16 protein-coding genes are annotated in these 18050 nt (G+C 61.8%); 3 read left to right on the top strand and 13 right to left on the bottom strand.

The annotated features are described in order from the left end of the window. Positions 1–4 precede the first annotated feature (4 nt). On the bottom strand, positions 5–2188 hold the full coding sequence (locus tag ABVV53_RS14845; RefSeq protein WP_353985209.1) for an acyl-CoA dehydrogenase family protein: 2184 nt from the start codon (positions 2186–2188) through the stop codon (positions 5–7). Between the two features lie 234 nt (positions 2189–2422). Here ABVV53_RS14845 and ABVV53_RS14840 point away from each other — a divergent pair, with 234 nt between their 5' ends. After that, positions 2423–3187, top strand: a complete 765-nt coding sequence (locus ABVV53_RS14840; RefSeq protein WP_353985208.1) for a DUF2889 domain-containing protein — start codon at positions 2423–2425, stop codon at positions 3185–3187. Between the two features lie 46 nt (positions 3188–3233). Continuing rightward, positions 3234–4559: an amidohydrolase family protein gene (locus ABVV53_RS14835; RefSeq protein ID WP_353985207.1), complete on the top strand. Its 1326-nt coding sequence runs from the start codon at positions 3234–3236 to the stop codon at positions 4557–4559. A gap of 63 nt (positions 4560–4622) precedes the next feature. On the opposite strand, the gene ABVV53_RS14830 is transcribed toward ABVV53_RS14835, so the two are convergent. The 10 genes from ABVV53_RS14830 to cysD form a co-directional block, all read right to left on the bottom strand. Then, the gene (locus tag ABVV53_RS14830) at positions 4623–5351 is read right to left on the bottom strand and encodes a TetR/AcrR family transcriptional regulator (protein WP_353985206.1); all 729 of its coding nucleotides are present in this window, start codon (positions 5349–5351) and stop codon (positions 4623–4625) included. Positions 5352–5358: 7 nt separating this feature from the next. Further along, entirely contained in the window at positions 5359–6849 is a 1491-nt protein-coding gene (locus tag ABVV53_RS14825) for an aldehyde dehydrogenase family protein (RefSeq protein ID WP_353985205.1), read from the bottom strand. 40 nt (positions 6850–6889) lie between these two features. After that, positions 6890–7627, bottom strand: coding sequence for an SDR family oxidoreductase (locus ABVV53_RS14820; protein ID WP_353985204.1), 738 nt, complete (start codon positions 7625–7627; stop codon positions 6890–6892). Positions 7628–7792: 165 nt separating this feature from the next. Further along, on the bottom strand, positions 7793–8224 hold the full coding sequence (locus tag ABVV53_RS14815) for a nuclear transport factor 2 family protein (RefSeq protein ID WP_353985203.1): 432 nt from the start codon (positions 8222–8224) through the stop codon (positions 7793–7795). Positions 8225–8252: 28 nt separating this feature from the next. Further along, the gene (locus tag ABVV53_RS14810; RefSeq protein WP_353985202.1) at positions 8253–9959 is read right to left on the bottom strand and encodes a class I adenylate-forming enzyme family protein; all 1707 of its coding nucleotides are present in this window, start codon (positions 9957–9959) and stop codon (positions 8253–8255) included. A gap of 130 nt (positions 9960–10089) precedes the next feature. Then, a complete protein-coding gene (acuI, locus tag ABVV53_RS14805) occupies positions 10090–11073 on the bottom strand; it encodes an acrylyl-CoA reductase (NADPH) (RefSeq protein WP_353985201.1) in 984 nt (327 codons plus the stop codon). 141 nt (positions 11074–11214) lie between these two features. Further along, positions 11215–11901 carry a TetR/AcrR family transcriptional regulator gene (locus tag ABVV53_RS14800; RefSeq protein WP_353985200.1) on the bottom strand — a complete coding sequence of 229 codons (687 nt, stop codon included), beginning with the start codon at positions 11899–11901 and terminating at the stop codon, positions 11215–11217. 44 nt (positions 11902–11945) lie between these two features. After that, entirely contained in the window at positions 11946–12698 is a 753-nt protein-coding gene (locus ABVV53_RS14795; RefSeq protein ID WP_353985199.1) for a 3'(2'),5'-bisphosphate nucleotidase CysQ, read from the bottom strand. Next, positions 12698–14620, bottom strand: a complete 1923-nt coding sequence (gene cysN / locus ABVV53_RS14790; protein ID WP_353985198.1) for a sulfate adenylyltransferase subunit CysN — start codon at positions 14618–14620, stop codon at positions 12698–12700. Before cysN ends, ABVV53_RS14795 begins: the two co-directional genes overlap by 1 nt. After that, positions 14620–15549, bottom strand: coding sequence for a sulfate adenylyltransferase subunit CysD (gene cysD, locus ABVV53_RS14785; RefSeq protein WP_353985197.1), 930 nt, complete (start codon positions 15547–15549; stop codon positions 14620–14622). Before cysD ends, cysN begins: the two co-directional genes overlap by 1 nt. A gap of 46 nt (positions 15550–15595) precedes the next feature. Between cysD and ABVV53_RS14780 the strand changes: the two genes are divergently transcribed. After that, entirely contained in the window at positions 15596–16690 is a 1095-nt protein-coding gene (locus ABVV53_RS14780; protein WP_353985196.1) for a helix-turn-helix transcriptional regulator, read from the top strand. A 56-nt stretch (positions 16691–16746) separates the two neighbouring features. On the opposite strand, the gene ABVV53_RS14775 is transcribed toward ABVV53_RS14780, so the two are convergent. Both ABVV53_RS14775 and ABVV53_RS14770 read right to left on the bottom strand, forming a co-directional pair. Beyond that, a complete protein-coding gene (locus tag ABVV53_RS14775) occupies positions 16747–16950 on the bottom strand; it encodes a hypothetical protein (RefSeq protein ID WP_353985195.1) in 204 nt (67 codons plus the stop codon). A gap of 156 nt (positions 16951–17106) precedes the next feature. Next, a complete protein-coding gene (locus ABVV53_RS14770) occupies positions 17107–17280 on the bottom strand; it encodes a hypothetical protein (protein ID WP_353985194.1) in 174 nt (57 codons plus the stop codon). Between the last annotated feature and the right edge of the window lie 770 nt (positions 17281–18050).

The raw sequence follows: 18050 nt of genomic DNA, 5'->3' as shown, positions 1-18050 counted from the left end.
CTCCTTAACCGCGCGTACGCGGCAGGCCCAGCCCACGCTCGGCAACCATCGAACGGTGCACCTCGCTGGTGCCGCCGTAGATCGTGGTGCCGGCCGCGTGGCGATAGCACTGGTTCAGCAGCGCCGCCGCTCCTGGCCGCTTGGACAGTGAAAGTGGTGCGGTAAGGTCTAGCAGATCACGGCTGTCGCTGAGGAAGACCTCAGACGAGTACATCTTCGCCATCGGACCAAAGGCGTGGTTCGGCTTCTTCTCCACGCTGGCCCACTGCGAGCGGTAAGCCAGCATGTCCGACACCCACAGGTGCGCATACGTGCGTGCGAGACGGCACTGCGTACGCGTCTCTCCAAGAATACCAAGCTCCTCGCACACTTCCTCGGCAGCCTCGATCATGCCGTTGATGGCTTTTGAGAACCCTCCGCCGTGCTCCAGTTCGAGAGCAGCGCTCATCGTCCTCACGCCGCCGTCGATCTCGCCCAGACGCCATGAGTCTGGGATGGTGACGCCGTCATAGAAGGTGATGTTCGTGCGCTCGTCCTGGAACGTGTGGACCGCCTGCACCGTGACGCCCTCGATCTTGAGGGGCACGATGAACATTGTCAGTCCCTTGTGCTTGGGCACGTCGGGATTGGTGCGCGTCAGCATGAGGACGTAGCTCGCAAGGTTCGCGCCGCTGGTCCACATCTTCGTGCCGTCGATCCGCCAAGACCCGTCTTCCAGCTGTGTCGCCTTGCATTGTGCCGCGAACACGTCGGAACCGCAGCTGGGCTCGGAGTAGCCGAGCGAACAGAGCACGTCGCCACCGACGATCTTGGGCAGGACTTCCTGCTTCAGCTCATCGCTGCCGTACTTGTCGATCATCATCGCGACCATCGACGCGACGCCTGCGCCGGGCGTGTTGTAGCCTTGGCGCTCAAGCTCACCCATGGCGGCGATGCGGGCGTAAGGCGAAATCTTGCGGCCGGCCAGATGTTCGGGAAGCCCAGGGAACAGCAGGTTGTTCTCGGCCAGCATCTTGTGGACTTCAGGGACGTAGCCTTCCCACGAGTAGTGGAACTTCGCCTTGGTCTCCTCCGGCACTTTCGCGAAAAGCCCAGCGAGTTCGGCGCAAACCGCACGAGCCTCGTCACCCAGGTCGAAGTCAATGGGAACATCGCCCACATCCGGTAGCGCCGGCTTCTCGTCCGCGTAGAGGCGCCGTCCCGCCTCCTCCAACACAAGCTGCGGATCGCCCATGACCAGCGGCCACGCCTTCGCCCGCAGGTTGAACAGGTGGATGTCGTACTCGACCGAGAGGCCGTACCCGCCAAACGTATGCAGACCCTGAGCAACGGAACGCGCTGCGGCATCGCAGGCGTACCAGTACGCAAGACTGATGCACGGCGCAGCTTCGTCCGAACCTTCGGACAAGTCGTGTATCGCCTTCCAAGCGAGGAACTTGGCGCCATCGACGTCGCACAGCAGATCTGCCAGCGGGTGAGAAATGCCCTGGAAGGTACCGATCAGCTGCCCGAAAGCCTTGCGTTCAGTCGCGTAGACCGACGCCAGCCGCAGCGCCTCACGGCCGATGCCGGACAGGCCGATGGCCATGTACAGCTTCCACTCCTCGAGGGCGGCCTCGAAAGTGGCCGCAGCGCCGGAACCCAGCACTTGCGCGTCCAACTCGCCAAGGTCGATCTCGGCGATCGGTGTGGTAGCGAGGTTCTCCTCCGCCTTGCGGGCACTCTCCGGCACGGTGACGAGGACCACGTCATCGCCTTTGCGGGCGATCACTGCTTGTGCGACTGCCCCGCCTGCGACCCACTGCACCGGCTTTGAAGCCAGATCGTGCATGGCGATGGACACCACGGCCTCACCGGCGATCGCCTGCTCGAGCAGCTCTTCCGCACCGCCAAGCTGGGCCAGCAGGCGTGTCGCCACCAAGGCCTCGGCAATGGGGCCGGAGACGAGGGTGCGCCCCGCCTCTTCCATCAGCAGGGCGGCGTCGAACACGCCGAGCCCCATGCCACCAGCGTCCTCCGGCACACGCATGGCAAAAGCGCCGAGCTCGGCAAGACCCGACCAGAGCGCCGGATCGAAGCCCCCGGTTTCCATCGCCTTGCGCACCCGAATGGTGCTCGAATTCTCATCGAGGAAGCGCGCGAAAGTGTCACGCACCATGCCCTGTTCTTCGGTAAGATCGAAATTCATGAGTGTCGCCGTTCCAGGAGTTATTGTTGTCGTTGGTCGCGAACTAAGTTCGCCCTTGCGGCAACCCTGACCATAGACCGCAACCCGGTTCAATGGCCTTTTAGTGCCATCGCGCGTGCGATCCAGAAGAGGGCCGTGCAGCATCGCCCGCACGATTCGCGGCCGGCTCGATTGGCCCTGCCGCCAGACAGTGATACACAGTCAATCACCCGGCAGCCTTTGCTTGGAGAACCCGTGGCGCGACTGAAGAGCCTGCAGGAAGAACCCGTAGAAGCAAGCCGGGAGTTGCGCGGCTACCGTCGCTGCATCCAAGTGGTTCCCGATCACGGACGCGTGACTGCGCTGCTGGAAGACGACATCCACTCCATGGCCGTTCGCCTCCACCATGACGGACTTCGGGTGAATGAAGTGGAGACATTCCTGGACCGAATGCCTTGGAACACCTGTCCCGGCGCCGCCGCGGTCCTCGTGGATACTTTCAGCGGCAAGCCCTTGGCCGAAGTGACGCTACGCACTGCACGGAAGGCCAATTGCACGCACCTTCATGACCTTGCCGTGATCGCTGCCCAGCACGCGCAAGACTCGGCCGAAACCATCTTTGACATCCGCGTCAGCGACCCTGTCGATGGTTTGCGTATGCTGGAGCTGGACCGGAACGGCAACGCGGTGTTGCAGTGGGTGGAGCAGGACGGACAAATCGTCTCCCCGCCCGAGGTTGCGGGGCGCTCGCTCATGACTCTGCGCGATGCGCTCTCCGCAATGTCGCCTGAGCAATCCCAAGCCGGCCGGCTGCTGCAGTGGGCGGGGCTCGTCGCACATGGACGCACGATCCCCTTGGAACGGCAGAGCGACGCCATGCAGATGCCGGCGAATTGTTACGCCTTCCAGCCCAAGCGAGCGCTTCTGGCCCGGCGCGTGGGCGCGGTCATCGACTTCACGTCAAGCGGGCTTGTCCCGGGAAAGAAGCTGCGGGGAGAGCTCGGCCTGGCCTCCGACTGATCCCTTCGCCGCCCAGCACCACAGTAAAAGCACGGGAGAGAAAACAATGGAAATGAAGGACATGGTGATCATCTCGGTGGACGATCACATCAGTGAGCCGCCGGACATGTTCAAAAATCATCTCTCAGGCGAGGCGCTGGAGACAGCACCCAAGCTGCTGAAGGATGAAAATGGAAAGGACGTGTGGCACTATCAGGGGCAGACTTTCGCCTCTGTTGCCCTCAACGCAGTGGTTGGCCGCCCATTCGAGGAATATGGCATGGAGCCCACCTCGCTGGATCAGCTCCGCGAGGGCGTCTACGACGTGCATGAACGCGTGAAGGACATGGATGTCAACGGCGTCGCCGCATCGCTGAACTTCGGCTCAGTGTTCGACTTCGCTGGCGGCCGACTTCACCGGGTGCCAGACAAGAAGCTCGCTACCACGCATATCAGCGCCTACAACGACTGGCATATCGACGAATGGTGCGGCGCTTATCCCGGGCGCTTCATCCCGTGCGCCATCCTGCCGACCTGGGACATGGCCGCAACCATCGCCGAGTTGAAGCGCGTCAGCGACAAAGGCTGTCACACGATCTCAATCAGCGAGAACCCGACCTGCCAGGGCCTGCCCAGCATCCACAACGCGTACTGGGACCCCTTCTACAAGGCGGTCAACGATCTCGACATGACGATCTGCCTGCACATCGGCGGTGGCAATCCGGCGCCGCATGCCTCGATGGAGACGCCGATCGAAGCATGGATTTCAACCATGCCGATGTCGATCGCCTACGCTGCATCTGACTGGCTGCAGCTGGAAGCGCTCCACACGTTCCCGGACATGCGCATCGCGCTTTCGGAAGGCTCAATCGGCTGGGTGCCCTATTTTACCGAGCGCGCGGACTTCTCGAACTCGCGTCATAAGTATTGGACGAACTCACGGTTCCAGAACCTCAAGCCCAGCGAGATGTTCAAGCGCCACTTCCTGAACTGCTTCATCGACGATGCGTTCGGACTGCAGAACATCCAGTTCATCGGCGAAGATAATATCGCTTATGAATGTGACTATCCGCATTCCGACACTCTGTGGCCGGAAGTGCCAGAGCACCTGTGGCCCACGATCAATCATCTCACCGACGCTCAGATCGACAAGATCACTCATGGCAATGCGATGCGCTGGTTCCGGTTCGACCCGTTCCAGCACTACAGGCGCGAGGAGCTGACGGTCGGCGCGCTGCGTGAGAAGGCGAAGGCCGCGGGCGTGGACACTTCTCCCAAGTCATCTCTCGGTGAACGCCCTCTTGCGGAGGGCGACGTGCGTCCCGTTACGTCGGGTGACATCATGAAGATGTTCATGCGCCACGAGGATGCCGAGCAAAAGCAAGACGCCTGAAGACAGAAAGGCCGCGCCGCTCGGCGCTGCGCGGCCCTTTCCCGAGGCAGCATACAGGAACGCTCAGGTGCCGCGCATGTCTCGAATCGCCATTTCCAGCAGCCTCGCGCTGCAATCGAGATACCGGTGCCGGTCCGCGTCGAACGGCAGCCCGGTGAGCTTGGGAAGTCGATTGTCCGTCGCCAGCGTGATGGAGCGTTCGATGCCCGTCATCAACACGGTGGCCATCGATGTCTCGGCCTGACCAGGCTCAGATCCCTGGCACATCTGCCGGACCACCAAGGCAATGAGCGGTCGGGTCGAATCGATACGGTGGTGCATCATTCGCACATCAAGCTGATCAGCCAGGCTATTGCGGAAGTGAAGCAAGCCGGAATGGCGAGCCCAGAAATCGTGGTAAGCGGCGACAAAAGCCGCCGTTCGCTCTGGCAGTTCGGAATCAGGCCAACGCTCTCGAACGAGCGCCATGTAGGCCTCTTCCGCCGTTGCCATGACGGGTTCGAGCACCGCCAGTAGAAGTTCTGTCTGATCCGAGAAGTAGTTGTAGACAGAGGAAATACCAAGCCCCGCTCGCCGTGCCACGCCGCTCAGGCTGAACGGCTCATCCTCGCCTAACTCGATCAGTTCAAGGGCGGCTGCGAGTATCCGCTCACGCGTAATTCGCCCTTTGGGTCCTAGCCGCTGACCGGCCAGATTATGGCTAACAGCCGCGCACGCGCCGCTCACGGCGGCGGCAAGTGCGGGCGGGAAGAAGGGCCTCTCCTCCCGCGCAGTTACCGCCGCCCTGTTCATTACGCTATCAGGCCGCTTCGACTTTGCGGACCGGCCACGCCAGCATCTTCACGTCGGTGTATTCCTCAATTCCCTCGACGCCCCACTCACGACCGACGCCGCTCGCCTTGTAGCCGCCGAAGGGAATGTCGCCGGCGATGCACATGCCATTGTTGACGCTGACCGATCCGGTGCGGATGCGCTTGGCCACGCGGATGGCGCGCTCATGATCGCCCGAGCTGACCCCCCCGGAGAGACCATAGTTGCTCTCATTGGCGATGCGAATTGCATCCTCGTCGTCCTCGAAGGGGATCACCACTAGGACCGGTCCGAAGATCTCTTCCTGGGCGATGCGCATGTCGTTGGTGACATCGACGAAACACGTCGGCTCGATAAACCAACCGTTGCCCTTGTCGGGACGCGTATTGCCGCCCACCAGCAGGGTTGCCCCCTCTTCCTTGCCGATCTCGATGTAGCTCATCACGCGCTCCATCTGCCGCTTGGACACAACGGGACCCATGACATGCTGGGGGTGGCTTACGTCACCCCAGTTGTCGCCGAACTGGCCATAAGCGCCCTTGAGGATTGCCTTGGCTTCCTCGTAGCGGCTCTTGGGCACCAGCAGACGGGACTGGACTGCACAGCCCTGCCCGGCGTGGAAGACGAGCATAGACATGCCCACCTCCATCGCGAAGTTCGGAGCATCGTCGAGCACGATCTTGGCGGACTTGCCGCCAAGTTCGAGAAACACGCGCTTCAGCGTGGCTGCGCCCTGCTCCATGATCCGCTTGCCGACTCCCGTCGACCCGGTGAAAGAGATCAGGTCCACGCGTGGATCGGTGACGAGCATCTCGCCGGCAAGAGCGGGGTCTTCGCCGAATACCACATTGATCACGCCCTTGGGGAAGCCCGCTTCGTTGGCCAGCTCACCGAAGATCGCGCCCATCCCCGGTGTGTTCGGAGCGGGCTTCAGGATGACAGTGCAGCCCGCGAGCAGCGCGGCCACGACCTTGCCGATGTTGACATAGAGTGGCACGTTCCACGGCGTGATCGCCCCCACGACGCCGATCGCTTCACGCACGCCGACGCGCTTGTGAATCGAGCCGAAAGCCTCCTTCTCACCGTAGTCCTTTTCCCACTCCACGCGGGGGAATACCGCGAGGTAGTCGTCCCAGCCATCGAGCGCCATATTGACGTGAGCGCGGAACACGGCGCCCTGCGCCGCCCCGGCTTCATGCACCGCCAGATCCGCCAAGCGGCCGCGGTTCTTCTCGAACAGTTCGCGAAACTTCTTGACGAGTTCGAAGCGCTTCTGCCGGTTCTCGTCCGAGCTCCAGTCCGTATGGTCGAATGCTTCGCGTGCTGCGGCGATCGCAGCCTCGACGTCCTGCTTCGTGGCGTCGGCAGCCTTTCCGACCGCCTCACCCGTCCAAGGGCTGGTAATGTCGTAAGTCTTGCCGCCGGTAGCGGCGCGCAGTTCGCCGTTAATGAAGAGCTTGGCTTCGGGAAGTGTTGTCATGTTCTGGTCCTTGGCGGTTCGCATCGCAGGAGGAAAGCGTTCAGGGCTTGCAGGCGCTTACAGACACGTGCGGCAACTGCACGTCGGCAGGCAGGTCGAGGATGGCGCGGAACACGCCGGTCACGTTTTCGCAATTGGATATAGGACGCGCCCGCAGATCGAGGCCGTTGGCAAGGCAGCTCTTGTGGAACTCCATCGCCGCTGCGGGGTCCCACGCCGGCGGCTCCTTGCCGATCTCGTACATTTGACCCGCCCGCACCGTGGTTACACGGATGCCGCTCTCCTCAAGCTCGCCGCCAAGCGACTGCCCGAAACGCTCCAGACCGGCCTTCGTGCTCTGGTACAGAGACAGCATGGCGAACGGGACGCTTATCGACTCGCTCGTCACGTTGATGATCTGTCCGCCCTTGCCCATCATCGGAATGGCGGAGCGGCAGCAATAGATTGGCCCCGCCAAATTCGTGTTGATGCTGCTGGCGATCTGCTCGTCTGTGGCGTCCACGACCTTGAAGGGTTCGTAAACCGCAGCGTTGTTAATCAGCACGTCGATGCTGGGCTGGCGTTCAGCGATAGCCGCGAAGGCCGCACGAACGGAATCTGGCGAAGCGACATCGCATTCCACGGCGAAGTGCGGCCCGCCGAGTTCGTCCGCCAGTGCCTGCACCTTGGAAAGGGTGCGGCCCAGAAGCACGAGCGTATCGCCTTCCGAAGCAAAACGCCTGGCCAAAGCGCGGCCGAGGCCCACACCTGCGCCGGTGATAACAATTGTCTTGCCCACGGTTCCTCCCGATTGATCTTCCAAGCTCCCGCTGGAGTTGGCACATCATATCGCCAAGGCAAGGCACTGGCTATCGCAACAGCGATAGTTCACCACAGCAAGAGAACGCCGTTCTTTTATCGCCGTTGCGGTTGGCTGAAAACGCTCCTCCGTTTCGGAAGAAGGTCAGGATTTGGATGCTTTGACCTGCACGTCCACGATCAGCCGCGTCAGCCGCTGTGAGGCTATTCGCCAACCCTGAGCCGTGCGCACGTATCGTTCATGGTAATGGCCGAATCCGGTAAGGTCGAAAGCGTCCTTGATGACGCGGTCCTGCATCGCCCAGATCACGTCCGCCGCGTCAGCTCCATCGAACGCCATCTGCGGTGTATGCACCTGATGCGCGGTTTTTGCTCTGGCAAGGCTCTGGCGCACAAAGCCGGCCATGGCCTCGCGCCCCTCGACAACGGAGCCACCGCTCTCTGTCGTGTCGAAGCGGCAATCCTCGGTGAAAAGCTCCTTCCAAGCATCCCACTGTTTGGTGTCCAGCAGGCGGCAATAATCGGCCTTCACGTTGCAGATTGCCAGCCAGTCGGCGAAGTCGGGCATCTCCGTCATCGGCATTCCCTTGCTACGCGGCAGTCTGTTACGCTGCGGCCTCTAGGCGTTCTGTCGCGAGCTTGCGAAGCTCGGCGGTCTTGATCTTGGCGCTTCCGGTGGTCTCGAGATCCTCCTCAGCTACGAACAGTATCCGCCGAGGAACCTTGTAGCTGGCGAGCTTCTCCTTCGCAAAATCGCGAATGGCGGACGCCTCGGGCGAGGCGCCGTCGACCGGCACGATGCACGTCACCACGACTTCGCCGAGCAGTTCGTCGGGCACGCCCACCGTCTGTGACAGTTTCACATCCGGATGCTCGCGGATCACCGCATCGATCTCCAGGGGTGAGACGTTCGCGCCCCCGGTCTTGATGATGTCGTTGAGGCGCCCTTCCCAGTGCAATCGCCCCTGCTCGTCGACAAAGCCGCCATCGGCCGTGCGCAGGAAGCCTTCGGAGTCGAGCGACTCGTCGAGCGGGATGCCGAGGTAGCCGAGCATCAGCGTCGGCCCCTTCACCGCGATCTCGCCCCGCTCACCCACCGGGACGGTTTTGCCCGACAGCGGTTCGACGATCTTGATGGTGGACCCGGCGGTCGGGATGCCGTGCGTGTCGCCGGCGATGTCTTGCGGCGTTCCGGAGGCGAATACCGAGATCAGCGTGAAAGTCTCGGTGTTCCCGTAGGCTTGGCCCGGCTCCAGCCAGGTCGTGCTGACCGTGGGGTGCTGCGCGATCGGCATGCGCTTGTCGACGTAGCGCATCGCCGAGAGATCGACGTCCATGTAGTTCGGCGCGTCCGCGAGTTGCGGCCACTGGTGCGGCCAGGCAAGCGCCATGGAACAGCGCTCCTTCTCCATAAGGTCCAGCGCTTCGGCAGCGTCGAACCAGCGCTGCAGCAACAGCGTCCCGCCGCTTGAAAGCGTCCCCCCTAGAGCCATGGTGAAATTACCCGACCAGAAAAAGCCATTGGCCGACCATGTGCGCGGCGGATGCTCGGGATCGAGCGCGTACCATTTGGCCCAGCGCCAGAGCTGCAGGCACACGCCGCGGTGTGCGCTGAGAATACCCTTTGCCTTGCCGGTCGAGCCGGACGAGAAAAGAAGAATGCCGGGATCAGAGGGCGCAACTGCGTCAGATGCGGCAAGCACCAGCCCATCCGCCACATCCTTGCCGCGAGCGAGGAAAGCGCCCCACCCCTCAATCATGCCGAACGGCTCGTCCTGATCGATGACAGCGGCGTAGCGCAGGAAGGGGAACTTGGTCGAATGCAGCGCGCCGGGCTCTGCATCCTCGGCGGCTGGCTCGAGATCGAGCAGCATCTGCGCGAAGTCCTTCTTCAGGACCCGACGTTCCAGCAGAAGGAACGAAACACCCGAGGCCTTCAGGACCACTTCGAGTTCAGTCGGAGTGAAGAACGTGCTGATCGGGGTGGCCACGCCGCCGGCCAATGCCGCGCCGAAAGCTCCGGCCAGGAACTCGTGCCGGTTGGTCATCAGAATGCCGACCCGCGTGCCTTTGCCAATGCCAAGGGCGACGAGCGATCTGGCGACTTCCATCGCGCGGTCGAGCAAGTCCTGGTAGGTCCAGCGGATCACCTCGCCATCGAGGTGGATTACCGCAGCCTCGCGCGGGCCGTAGCGTTCCGCGATCTCGCGCACCCAGCCGCCGAGCGTGAGAGCGCCAATGCCCTCCTCCTCGGCCAAAGGAATGCCGCGAACTTCCGACATGCCGTCGACGATCTCAGCCAGTTGCGTCATCTTCGTCCCCTTCCCGGTCACTGACAGCGACGGGCAAACCCAGTCGCGGTAGCGACGATCCGCCTCGTAGCCCGCTCTTGATGGCGTAAAGCGTGCGGACGGGCGCGATGCCTCGTCCGCACGCCCGAACTCAGGCGTTCACGTCGACGATGTAGCGGCCCTTGACCTCGCCCGACATGAACTTCTTGGCAGTGTCCACGGCCTCGTCAAGACCGATGGTTTGGGCAATCGTGTCGAGCGCAGCCGGGTCGAGATCCTTGGCGAGACGGTCCCAGGCCTTGAGGCGCTTCGCCTTAGGCGCCATGACGCTGTCGATGCCGAGCAGCGAGACGCCGCGAAGGATGAAGGGCATCACGGTCGCGGTGAGGTCAGGGCCCTGCGCCAAGCCGCACGCGGCAACAGCGCCGCCGTAGCGCGTCTGCGCAATCGCGTTGGCGAGTGTGAAGCTGCCTGCGGCGTCAACCACACCGGCCCAACGCTCCTTCTGCAGGGGCTTGCCCTTTTCTGCATATTCAGCGCGATCAATCACGGTTTCAGCGCCGAGACCCTTCAGATAGCCTTCTTCGCTCATCTTGCCGGTGAGCGCGGCGACACGGAAGCCCAGCTTCTTCAGCAGCACGATAGCAACCGAACCTACGCCGCCGGTGGCTCCGGTGACCAGGATTTCGCCCTGCTCGGGCTTCACGCCTGCATCGACCAGCGCATCGACGCACAGTGCAGCGGTGTAGCCTGCGGTGCCGATCGCCATCGCTTGCGCGGGCGTGAAGGCGCTTGGCAGCGGCACCAGCCACTCACCCTTGAGCCGGGCCTTCTGCGCCAGGCCACCCCAGTGAGCCTCACCCACGCCCCAGCCGTTGAGGACGACGGTATCGCCAGCCTTCCAGTCGGCCGAGCTGCTCTCGGTCACGGTACCGACGAGGTCGATACCCGGAACCATCGGGAACTTGCGTACGACCGGCGAGCTGCCGGTGATCGCAAGGCCATCCTTGAAGTTGAGCGTCGAGTAAGCAACGTCGATGGTGACATCACCTTCAGGCAGTGCACTCTCATCCAGCTGCTGCACGTTAACGGTCTGACCTTCGTCGTTCTTGTCGATCACGATAGCAGAAAACATTGGTCTCTCCTGGCTGGCCGGACGGCACGGTCCGGGCGAAAACACCCGCCGAGCGGGCTATCACAACTATGCGCCCGCACAAGGCGCATGTGGCTTGCTCCGTCAATGCCGCGCTGGACGGTCATCGCCGGAGCGTAACAATTACGCCTCGTCTTGATCCTTCCCCGGCTTCACTCTGGCAACGATCTGCGGGAAAGACTGCGATCGCATCGTGCCGAACAGAGAAAGCCGCAGAACCTCGTCACTAAAGCGCCGACTTAGCTCCAGCCGCTGCTGCGCTGTGACCGCATGCGCCCGCGCAAGAATGGGCCAGAAAAAAACACCAGCGAGATTTACCACCGAAAGCACTTCGACATCGATACCGGGTTCTGCAAGCGGAGTCTTGGCAAACCGCGCGAAGGAACCGGCGTACTCGCGCCAGAACGGGTCTTCCTGCGGATCGGGAGAGGCCAGGACCTGCTGTAGCCAGACGCGGCAGAGGTCCGGGTTTTCCATGGCGAAGTCGCATAGCCGCTCTGTCATGAGGGCCGGATCGACTTCCTCGACCGGCCGCTCGCCGAGTATCTCGGGATCTCCGAAGACCGCGCGGAACAGCTTGTCCGACACCCATTGCACAGTGGCCGCGATCAACCGTTCGCGCGTCTCGAAATGCTGGTAAGCGGTGCCGCGGTTGACCGCGGCCAGGTGTGCGACAGCCGAAAGGCTGACGCCCTCGGGGCCATCCTTTGCCAGCAGGTTGCTCGCCGCCTCCAAGATCGTCTCGCGCGTGGCCGCGGGGTCCCGCACTCTGCGCTTCGCCCTTGAGACTATAGTGGTTGCTGCCGTCATCGCACCAGCATAGCGAATGCAGGACTAGACGACAATGTTGACTATCAGCCGCTGACCTTGGGAAGTGCCGCGACTTCAGCAAGCACGCGCTTGGCGTGCTCCTTCCGGCAAATGAGCAAGTCGGGCAGATAGACGTCCTGCTGGTTGTAGATCAGCGGACTACCGTCAATGCGGGAGCAATGCAGCCCCCACCCCAGCGCAACCGCTACGGGCGCACAGCTATCCCATTCGTACTGACCGCCCGAATGGAGGTAGATATCCGCCTCTCCACGCAAGATCGCCATGGCTTTCGCGCCAGCCGACCCCATCGACACCAACTCGGCACCCAGCGTTCGCGCAATTTCGGTCGCCTCCCGAGCAGGACGCGTGCGACTGACGACCATACGCAGGACATCCGGCGCCGGCGGCACATCGCCGGGCTGGTCAGAGCGCAGCACCTGACCACAACCCGGCAGCGCCACCGCCCCGAGCACGGGCACGCCGTTTACCGCCATGCCGACGTGGACCGCCCAGTCGGCGCGCGCCTCGCCGTACTCGCGCGTGCCATCGACCGGGTCGACGATCCACACCCGGCTGTGGCTCAGGCGCTCGGCGTTGTCCTTTTCCTCCTCTGACAGCAGACCATCGTTCGGCCTCTGCTCCCGAAGAGCGTGGACGAGGAACTGGTTGGCCGTCTGGTCACCTGCCTTGCCCAGTGACTTGCCCTCGAACACGCCGGAAGCCCGGACCTGCAGCAGGATCCTGCCGGCTTGATCTGCGAGGTGCGCGGCGAGATCTCCATCATTTTCCAAGGTCATCAGGCGTCTCCCAGCAGGCGGTCGACGATGAGGTTCGCAGCCTCTTCCGCAGTTATCGCAGTGGTGTCGATGCGGATCTCGGGATCACGCGGCGCTTCATACGGGCTGTCGATACCAGTGAAGTTCTTGAGTTCACCCGAGCGTGCCTTCTTGTAGAGGCCCTTCACGTCACGGCTCTCCGCCACTCGCAGCGGGGTGTCGATGAACACCTCGATGAACTCGCCCTCGGGCAACATGCCGCGCACCATGTCGCGCTCGGCCTGAAAGGGCGAGATGAACGCTGTGATGACGATCAGTCCCGCGTCCGTCATCAGCTTGGCCACTTCGCCTACACGGCGAATGTTCTCGATGCGGTCCGCCTCAGTGAAGCCCAGGTCCTTGTTAAGGCCATGGCGGACGTTATCCCCGTCGAGCAGGAAGGTGTGCCGGTTCATGCGGTACAACTTCTTCTCTACCAAGTTGGCGATGGTCGATTTGCCTGAGCCCGAAAGCCCGGTGAACCACAGCAGCGCGGGCTTCTGGTTTTTGAGATCGGCGCGCTGCTTGCGACCAATGTCGGTCGCCTGCCAGTGCACGTTTTGCGAACGGCGGAGCGAGAAGTTAATCATGCCCGCACCGACCGTGGCGTTGGTCATCTTGTCGATGAGAATGAAGCCGCCCAGCGTGCGGTTATCGTTGTAGGGTTCGAACACGATGGACCTGTCGGTGGTCAGCTCGGCTACGCCAATCGCGTTCAGTTCAAGCGTTTTGGCCGCCATGTGCTCCATGGTGTTCACGTTGACCGTGTACTTCGGCTCCTGCACGGTGGCGGAGACCGTCTGCGTACCAAGCTTCAGCCAGTAGGCTCGCCCCGCGACCATCGCCTCGTCCGCCATCCACACGAACGTGGCCTCGAACTGATCGGCGGTCTGCGGCGGACTATCTGCCGTAGAGATGACCGAGCCGCGCGAGCAGTCGATCTCGTCGGCGAACGTGACAGTGATGGACTGGCCGGCCACAGCCTCTTCCAGATCGCCGTCAAACGCAACGACGCGGGTAATCGTACTGATCTTGCCCGAAGGCAAAACGCGGATCTTATCGCCCGGCTTCACTGCTCCGGTTGCGATCAGGCCCGAGAAACCGCGAAAGTCGAGGTTCGGACGGTTAACCCACTGCACCGGCAGACGGAACGGCTTGTCGGCGTCAACCGAACTCAGCACTTCCACCGTTTCAAGGTGCTCGACGAGCGTCGGCCCCTTGTACCAAGGCGTGTTGGCCGACAGCGTCGTGATATTGTCGCCCTTGAAGCCGGAGATCGGCAGCGCGGTGAAGCTTTCGATTCCAATGCTGCTGGCGAAGTCGCTGTATTCAGCCACGATCGTGTCGAAGATCTCCTGACTGTAGTCCACCAGGTCCATCTTGTTCACGGCGAGCACGATGTTGTGGATGCCGATCAGGTGGCACAAGTACGAGTGGCGCCGCGTCTGCGTCAGCACGCCCTTGCGCGCGTCGATCAGGATCACCGCGAGGTCGGACGTGGAGGCGCCTGTCACCATGTTGCGCGTGTACTGTTCGTGGCCCGGGCAGTCGGCGACGATGAACTTGCGCTTCTCGGTGTTGAAAAACCGGTAGGCGACATCGATGGTGATGCCCTGCTCACGCTCCGCTGCGAGGCCGTCTACCAGCAGCGCGAAGTCGATCTCCTGCCCTTGCGTACCCACCCTTTTGGAATCGGCGTGGAGGGCATCGAGCTGGTCCTCGAAGATCATCTTCGAGTCATAGAGCAGACGACCGATCAGCGTGGACTTGCCGTCATCGACACTGCCACAAGTGATGAAGCGCAGCATCGTTTTGTGCTCGTGCTGCGTCAGGTACGCGTCAATGTCCTCGGCAATCAGCTTGTCGGTGACGTAGACAGCTTCCTTCGTGGTTCCCTCGGTCATCAGAAGTACCCCTGCTGCTTCTTGACTTCCATGCCAGCGCCGCCCGCATCCTTGTCGATCGCTCGACCCTGCCGCTCCGAGGTTGTGGTGAGCAGCGTTTCCTGAATTACGTCGGGAAGAGTCTTGGCTTGGCTTTCGACCGCACCCGTCAGCGGATAGCAGCCCAGCGTACGGAAGCGGATCGAGCGCTCCACCGGTACTTCGCCTGGCTGGAGCGGGAAGCGCTCATCATCGACCATCAGCAACATGCCGTCGCGTTCCACCGTGGGGCGCTTTTCCGCGAAGTACAGCGGCACGATCGGAATGTCGTTGAGGTGAATGTACTGCCAGATGTCGAGCTCGGTCCAATTCGAAATCGGGAAGACGCGGATGGACTCGCCCTTGTTCTTGCGGGCGTTGTAGAGATTCCAGAGCTCGGGCCGCTGGTTCTTCGGATCCCAGCCGTGCGAGGTGGTGCGGAACGAAAAGATGCGCTCCTTGGCGCGGCTCTTCTCCTCGTCGCGACGCGCGCCGCCGAAAGCCGCGTCGAAGCCAAATTTGTCGAGCGCCTGCTTCAGACCTTCTGTCTTCCACATATCAGTGTGGAGCGCACCGTGGTCGAAGGGGTTGATGCCCTTATCCTTCGCTTCCTGGTTCTGGTAGACCAGCAGTTCCATGCCGGACTCTCGGGCCATGCGGTCGCGCAACTCGTACATCGCCTTGAACTTCCACGTGGTATCGACGTGGAGCAGCGGAAACGGCGGCGGCGCAGGATAGAACGCCTTGCGCGCAAGGTGCAGCATCACGGCGCTGTCCTTGCCCACGGAATAGAGCATCACCGGCTTGGATGCTTCTGCAGCGACTTCGCGGATGATGTGGATCGACTCGGCCTCAAGCCGTTCAAGGTGCGTGAGTGTTGTCATAGCCCTCTCCGATTGTCGGGTTTCCACCTCATCGCAGAGGTGACATCGGAGCGAACCTCCCGTATGGGAGGGTATGCCTCTCACAAGCAGAGACGAGACTGACCTCCTGCTTCCGTTGTTCGACGGAGGCCGCGAGAATGCGCCGTTCTCAACCTTGCTCGAACGTCTGCGCCGCAGAACCCGCTCAATATACGTGAGCCTGACTATCCGTTTGAGCGAAACGCCTGACCCTTATGCCTTCTTCGTGGGCCCCGACATCCACAAGCGCGCGCACGAACTGGAACTGCACGACCTTAATCTCACCGACCGCGTTCAATACGATCTCCTGAGACCCGGGCGCGTCTACAGTGGCGACGAGTTCGATGCTCACGATCCGGCGCTACGCGCACGTCGAGCGCGTGACATGCGCAAGCTCGGCCTAGTGGATGAGCGCGTTGTGCGGGTACTCGATGAGGATCTAGCGAGCGCCTGGCTCATCATCGCGAGCGACCGCCCTTGCACCGCCACCGATAGCGCCCTGCTTTCCAGCCTCGCTCCTTACGCGGCCGCTGCGCTGCGCACTTTCATCGCTGCCGAGCGGCAGACGCTGACGGCTATTCTTGATGCGGAAAGCCTGGAACGCACCGGCACTGGCTGGATGATATTCGACAAGTCCGGCCGCCTTCTCACGCTCGCGCCCTCAACTGAGCGCTCGCTGCAACAGATCATTGGCCATGCCCCCCGGTGCGGGCAACCGCTGCGTGAACTTGGCCCCTCAGTGGCCCGCGAGTTGGGCGAAGCAGCTGCGCGCTTCGCAGCCGATCCCGGTGGTGACGACGCCACTATCGTGCTCCATGAGGCAACGCGCATGGAAGCGATCCTGCGCGCAGCACCGTCCTGCGGCCACCTGATGCACGCTCCGGTGATGATCGCCCATTGCCATCAGCCGCGAAAGCCGGAACCACGGCGCATCACCCACCTCGCGCGCCTCTACGACTTACCAATACGCGAAGCCGAACTGGCCATCCTGCTTGCGGACGGCATGTCACTTGCCGAAGCGAGCGGCACTATGGGGCTGACGATTGAAACAACGCGCAACTACTCGAAGCGGCTGTTTGCCAAGATAGGTGTGCGTGGCCAGCCCGAACTCGTAAGCGCCGTCTTCCAGAGTTGCGTCATGCTGGCGTAAAGCAATTTCCTGAAGATGGACTGGAACTCCACGCCCTCTGACCGGCGAAAGGCGGCCTAATTGGCCGGAACTGCTACCGCATCGTCACCGACATCGACCGCCTTCACATCCACGTCGGAATGGGGCTCCTGATATGTCTCGACGGCCGGCAAGTTTTCTTCCCTCATGTTTTCAGGAAGTACGTCGACTTCATCTGGGTCGGAGCAGGCAGCAAGCCCAACCGTGAGCAGAGCCGCGGCCAAGCTGTGTTTCCAGATCATTCTAATAGTCCTTTTGAAACGGCGCCAGCCTGACAGCTAAAGCAGACTACTTGCGGCTACTTTGCACCCTGACAGCGCTGCTGCGAGGCTTGGCTTGCAGCAAAAGCAGCATGCGCGCGCCACACTAGTGGCGCCGCGCTACTGCTCGACAGTTCTTTAGCAGTCGTCGTCAAGCACGCCTGCTTCCGTTGGCGCGTCACACACGTCGTTCTCGTCGTTGTAGTACGTAGCTGCCGCTGCGCCGGCACCAGCGCCGAGCAGCGCCGCACAACCGGAAAGGCTGAAACACACAACGCCCCCAAGGGCCGCGATTTTGATTTTCTTCAACATGTCCATTCTCCTGTTCTCGTGAGATTAGCTAAGACTCTTCAATGCTGGGCCTTCGATCTCATCGGCCTGATGAAGGCAGTGTCGTACTCGCCACACGAAGATCAAATCTCAGCGGTGCTGCGCAGACTTATCCGCCGAGCCTGCTTTCACTCGCCGTCTTCCAGGTCATTGCCGGGCGATCGCCCCAACCTAACCCAGCAGCGCGTGGCTGTATGCAGTTGTCTTGCTGCTCTGTCATGCAGACCGGGTACACTTGACCATCGGCCCGCACTGCAATCGCGCGACCACTCGCCGCTCGCTCAACAACGACAGGCGACTCGGCCTTGTAAGAGGAAGCCTGTGCGATTGCCGACGCAGGACAGACCAGCACAGCGGCGGCCACAATCATAGAAGCTTTGATACTCAAAGTACATTCCTTTCATTCTCCAGCAGATGGGATGTATCGACAACGATATGAATACCGGAACAGTTCCATCCACCAATGGCAGTTTACTACATCTTACGGAATTATCGATGATGTGGGTCAGTACACATGATCTTTTGCGAACCTCATCATTGAAGGTCCATCGAAAGCGCAAGGCATCATCAACATACCGGATCATTCGGCGAATATCATTTTTATCATTTTGCTTTGTTCATGAACCGGGAGCCTCGGTAATCGGCAGCAATCTCCGTCTGGCGTCAGAGGCACTGCTGAACCTCGGCTCTGGCATCTCAAGAGCACCAGACACACGGAGGGACCGAGCACGAACGACTCAGACAGGGATGCC

This window comes from Novosphingobium kalidii (assembly GCF_040534015.1).
Lineage (GTDB): Bacteria > Pseudomonadota > Alphaproteobacteria > Sphingomonadales > Sphingomonadaceae > Novosphingobium > Novosphingobium kalidii.
This window is presented reverse-complemented; position numbering and strand designations above follow the sequence as displayed.

Bases quoted from the DNA above. Each gene is read 5' to 3' on its own strand.
- ABVV53_RS14845 (WP_353985209.1), bottom strand. From the start codon at position 2,188: ATGAATTTCGATCTTACCGAAGAACAGGGCATGGTGCGTGACACTTTC.
- ABVV53_RS14835 (WP_353985207.1), top strand. From the start codon at position 3,234: ATGGAAATGAAGGACATGGTGATCATCTCGGTGGACGATCACATCAGT.
- ABVV53_RS14830 (WP_353985206.1), bottom strand. From the start codon at position 5,351: ATGAACAGGGCGGCGGTAACTGCGCGGGAGGAGAGGCCCTTCTTCCCG.
- ABVV53_RS14825 (WP_353985205.1), bottom strand. From the start codon at position 6,849: ATGACAACACTTCCCGAAGCCAAGCTCTTCATTAACGGCGAACTGCGC.
- ABVV53_RS14815 (WP_353985203.1), bottom strand. From the start codon at position 8,224: ATGACGGAGATGCCCGACTTCGCCGACTGGCTGGCAATCTGCAACGTG.
- ABVV53_RS14810 (WP_353985202.1), bottom strand. From the start codon at position 9,959: ATGACGCAACTGGCTGAGATCGTCGACGGCATGTCGGAAGTTCGCGGC.
- acuI (WP_353985201.1), bottom strand. From the start codon at position 11,073: ATGTTTTCTGCTATCGTGATCGACAAGAACGACGAAGGTCAGACCGTT.
- ABVV53_RS14800 (WP_353985200.1), bottom strand. From the start codon at position 11,901: ATGACGGCAGCAACCACTATAGTCTCAAGGGCGAAGCGCAGAGTGCGG.
- ABVV53_RS14795 (WP_353985199.1), bottom strand. From the start codon at position 12,698: ATGACCTTGGAAAATGATGGAGATCTCGCCGCGCACCTCGCAGATCAA.
- cysN (WP_353985198.1), bottom strand. From the start codon at position 14,620: ATGACCGAGGGAACCACGAAGGAAGCTGTCTACGTCACCGACAAGCTG.
- ABVV53_RS14780 (WP_353985196.1), top strand. From the start codon at position 15,596: ATGCCTCTCACAAGCAGAGACGAGACTGACCTCCTGCTTCCGTTGTTC.
- ABVV53_RS14775 (WP_353985195.1), bottom strand. From the start codon at position 16,950: ATGATCTGGAAACACAGCTTGGCCGCGGCTCTGCTCACGGTTGGGCTT.
- ABVV53_RS14770 (WP_353985194.1), bottom strand. From the start codon at position 17,280: ATGTTGAAGAAAATCAAAATCGCGGCCCTTGGGGGCGTTGTGTGTTTC.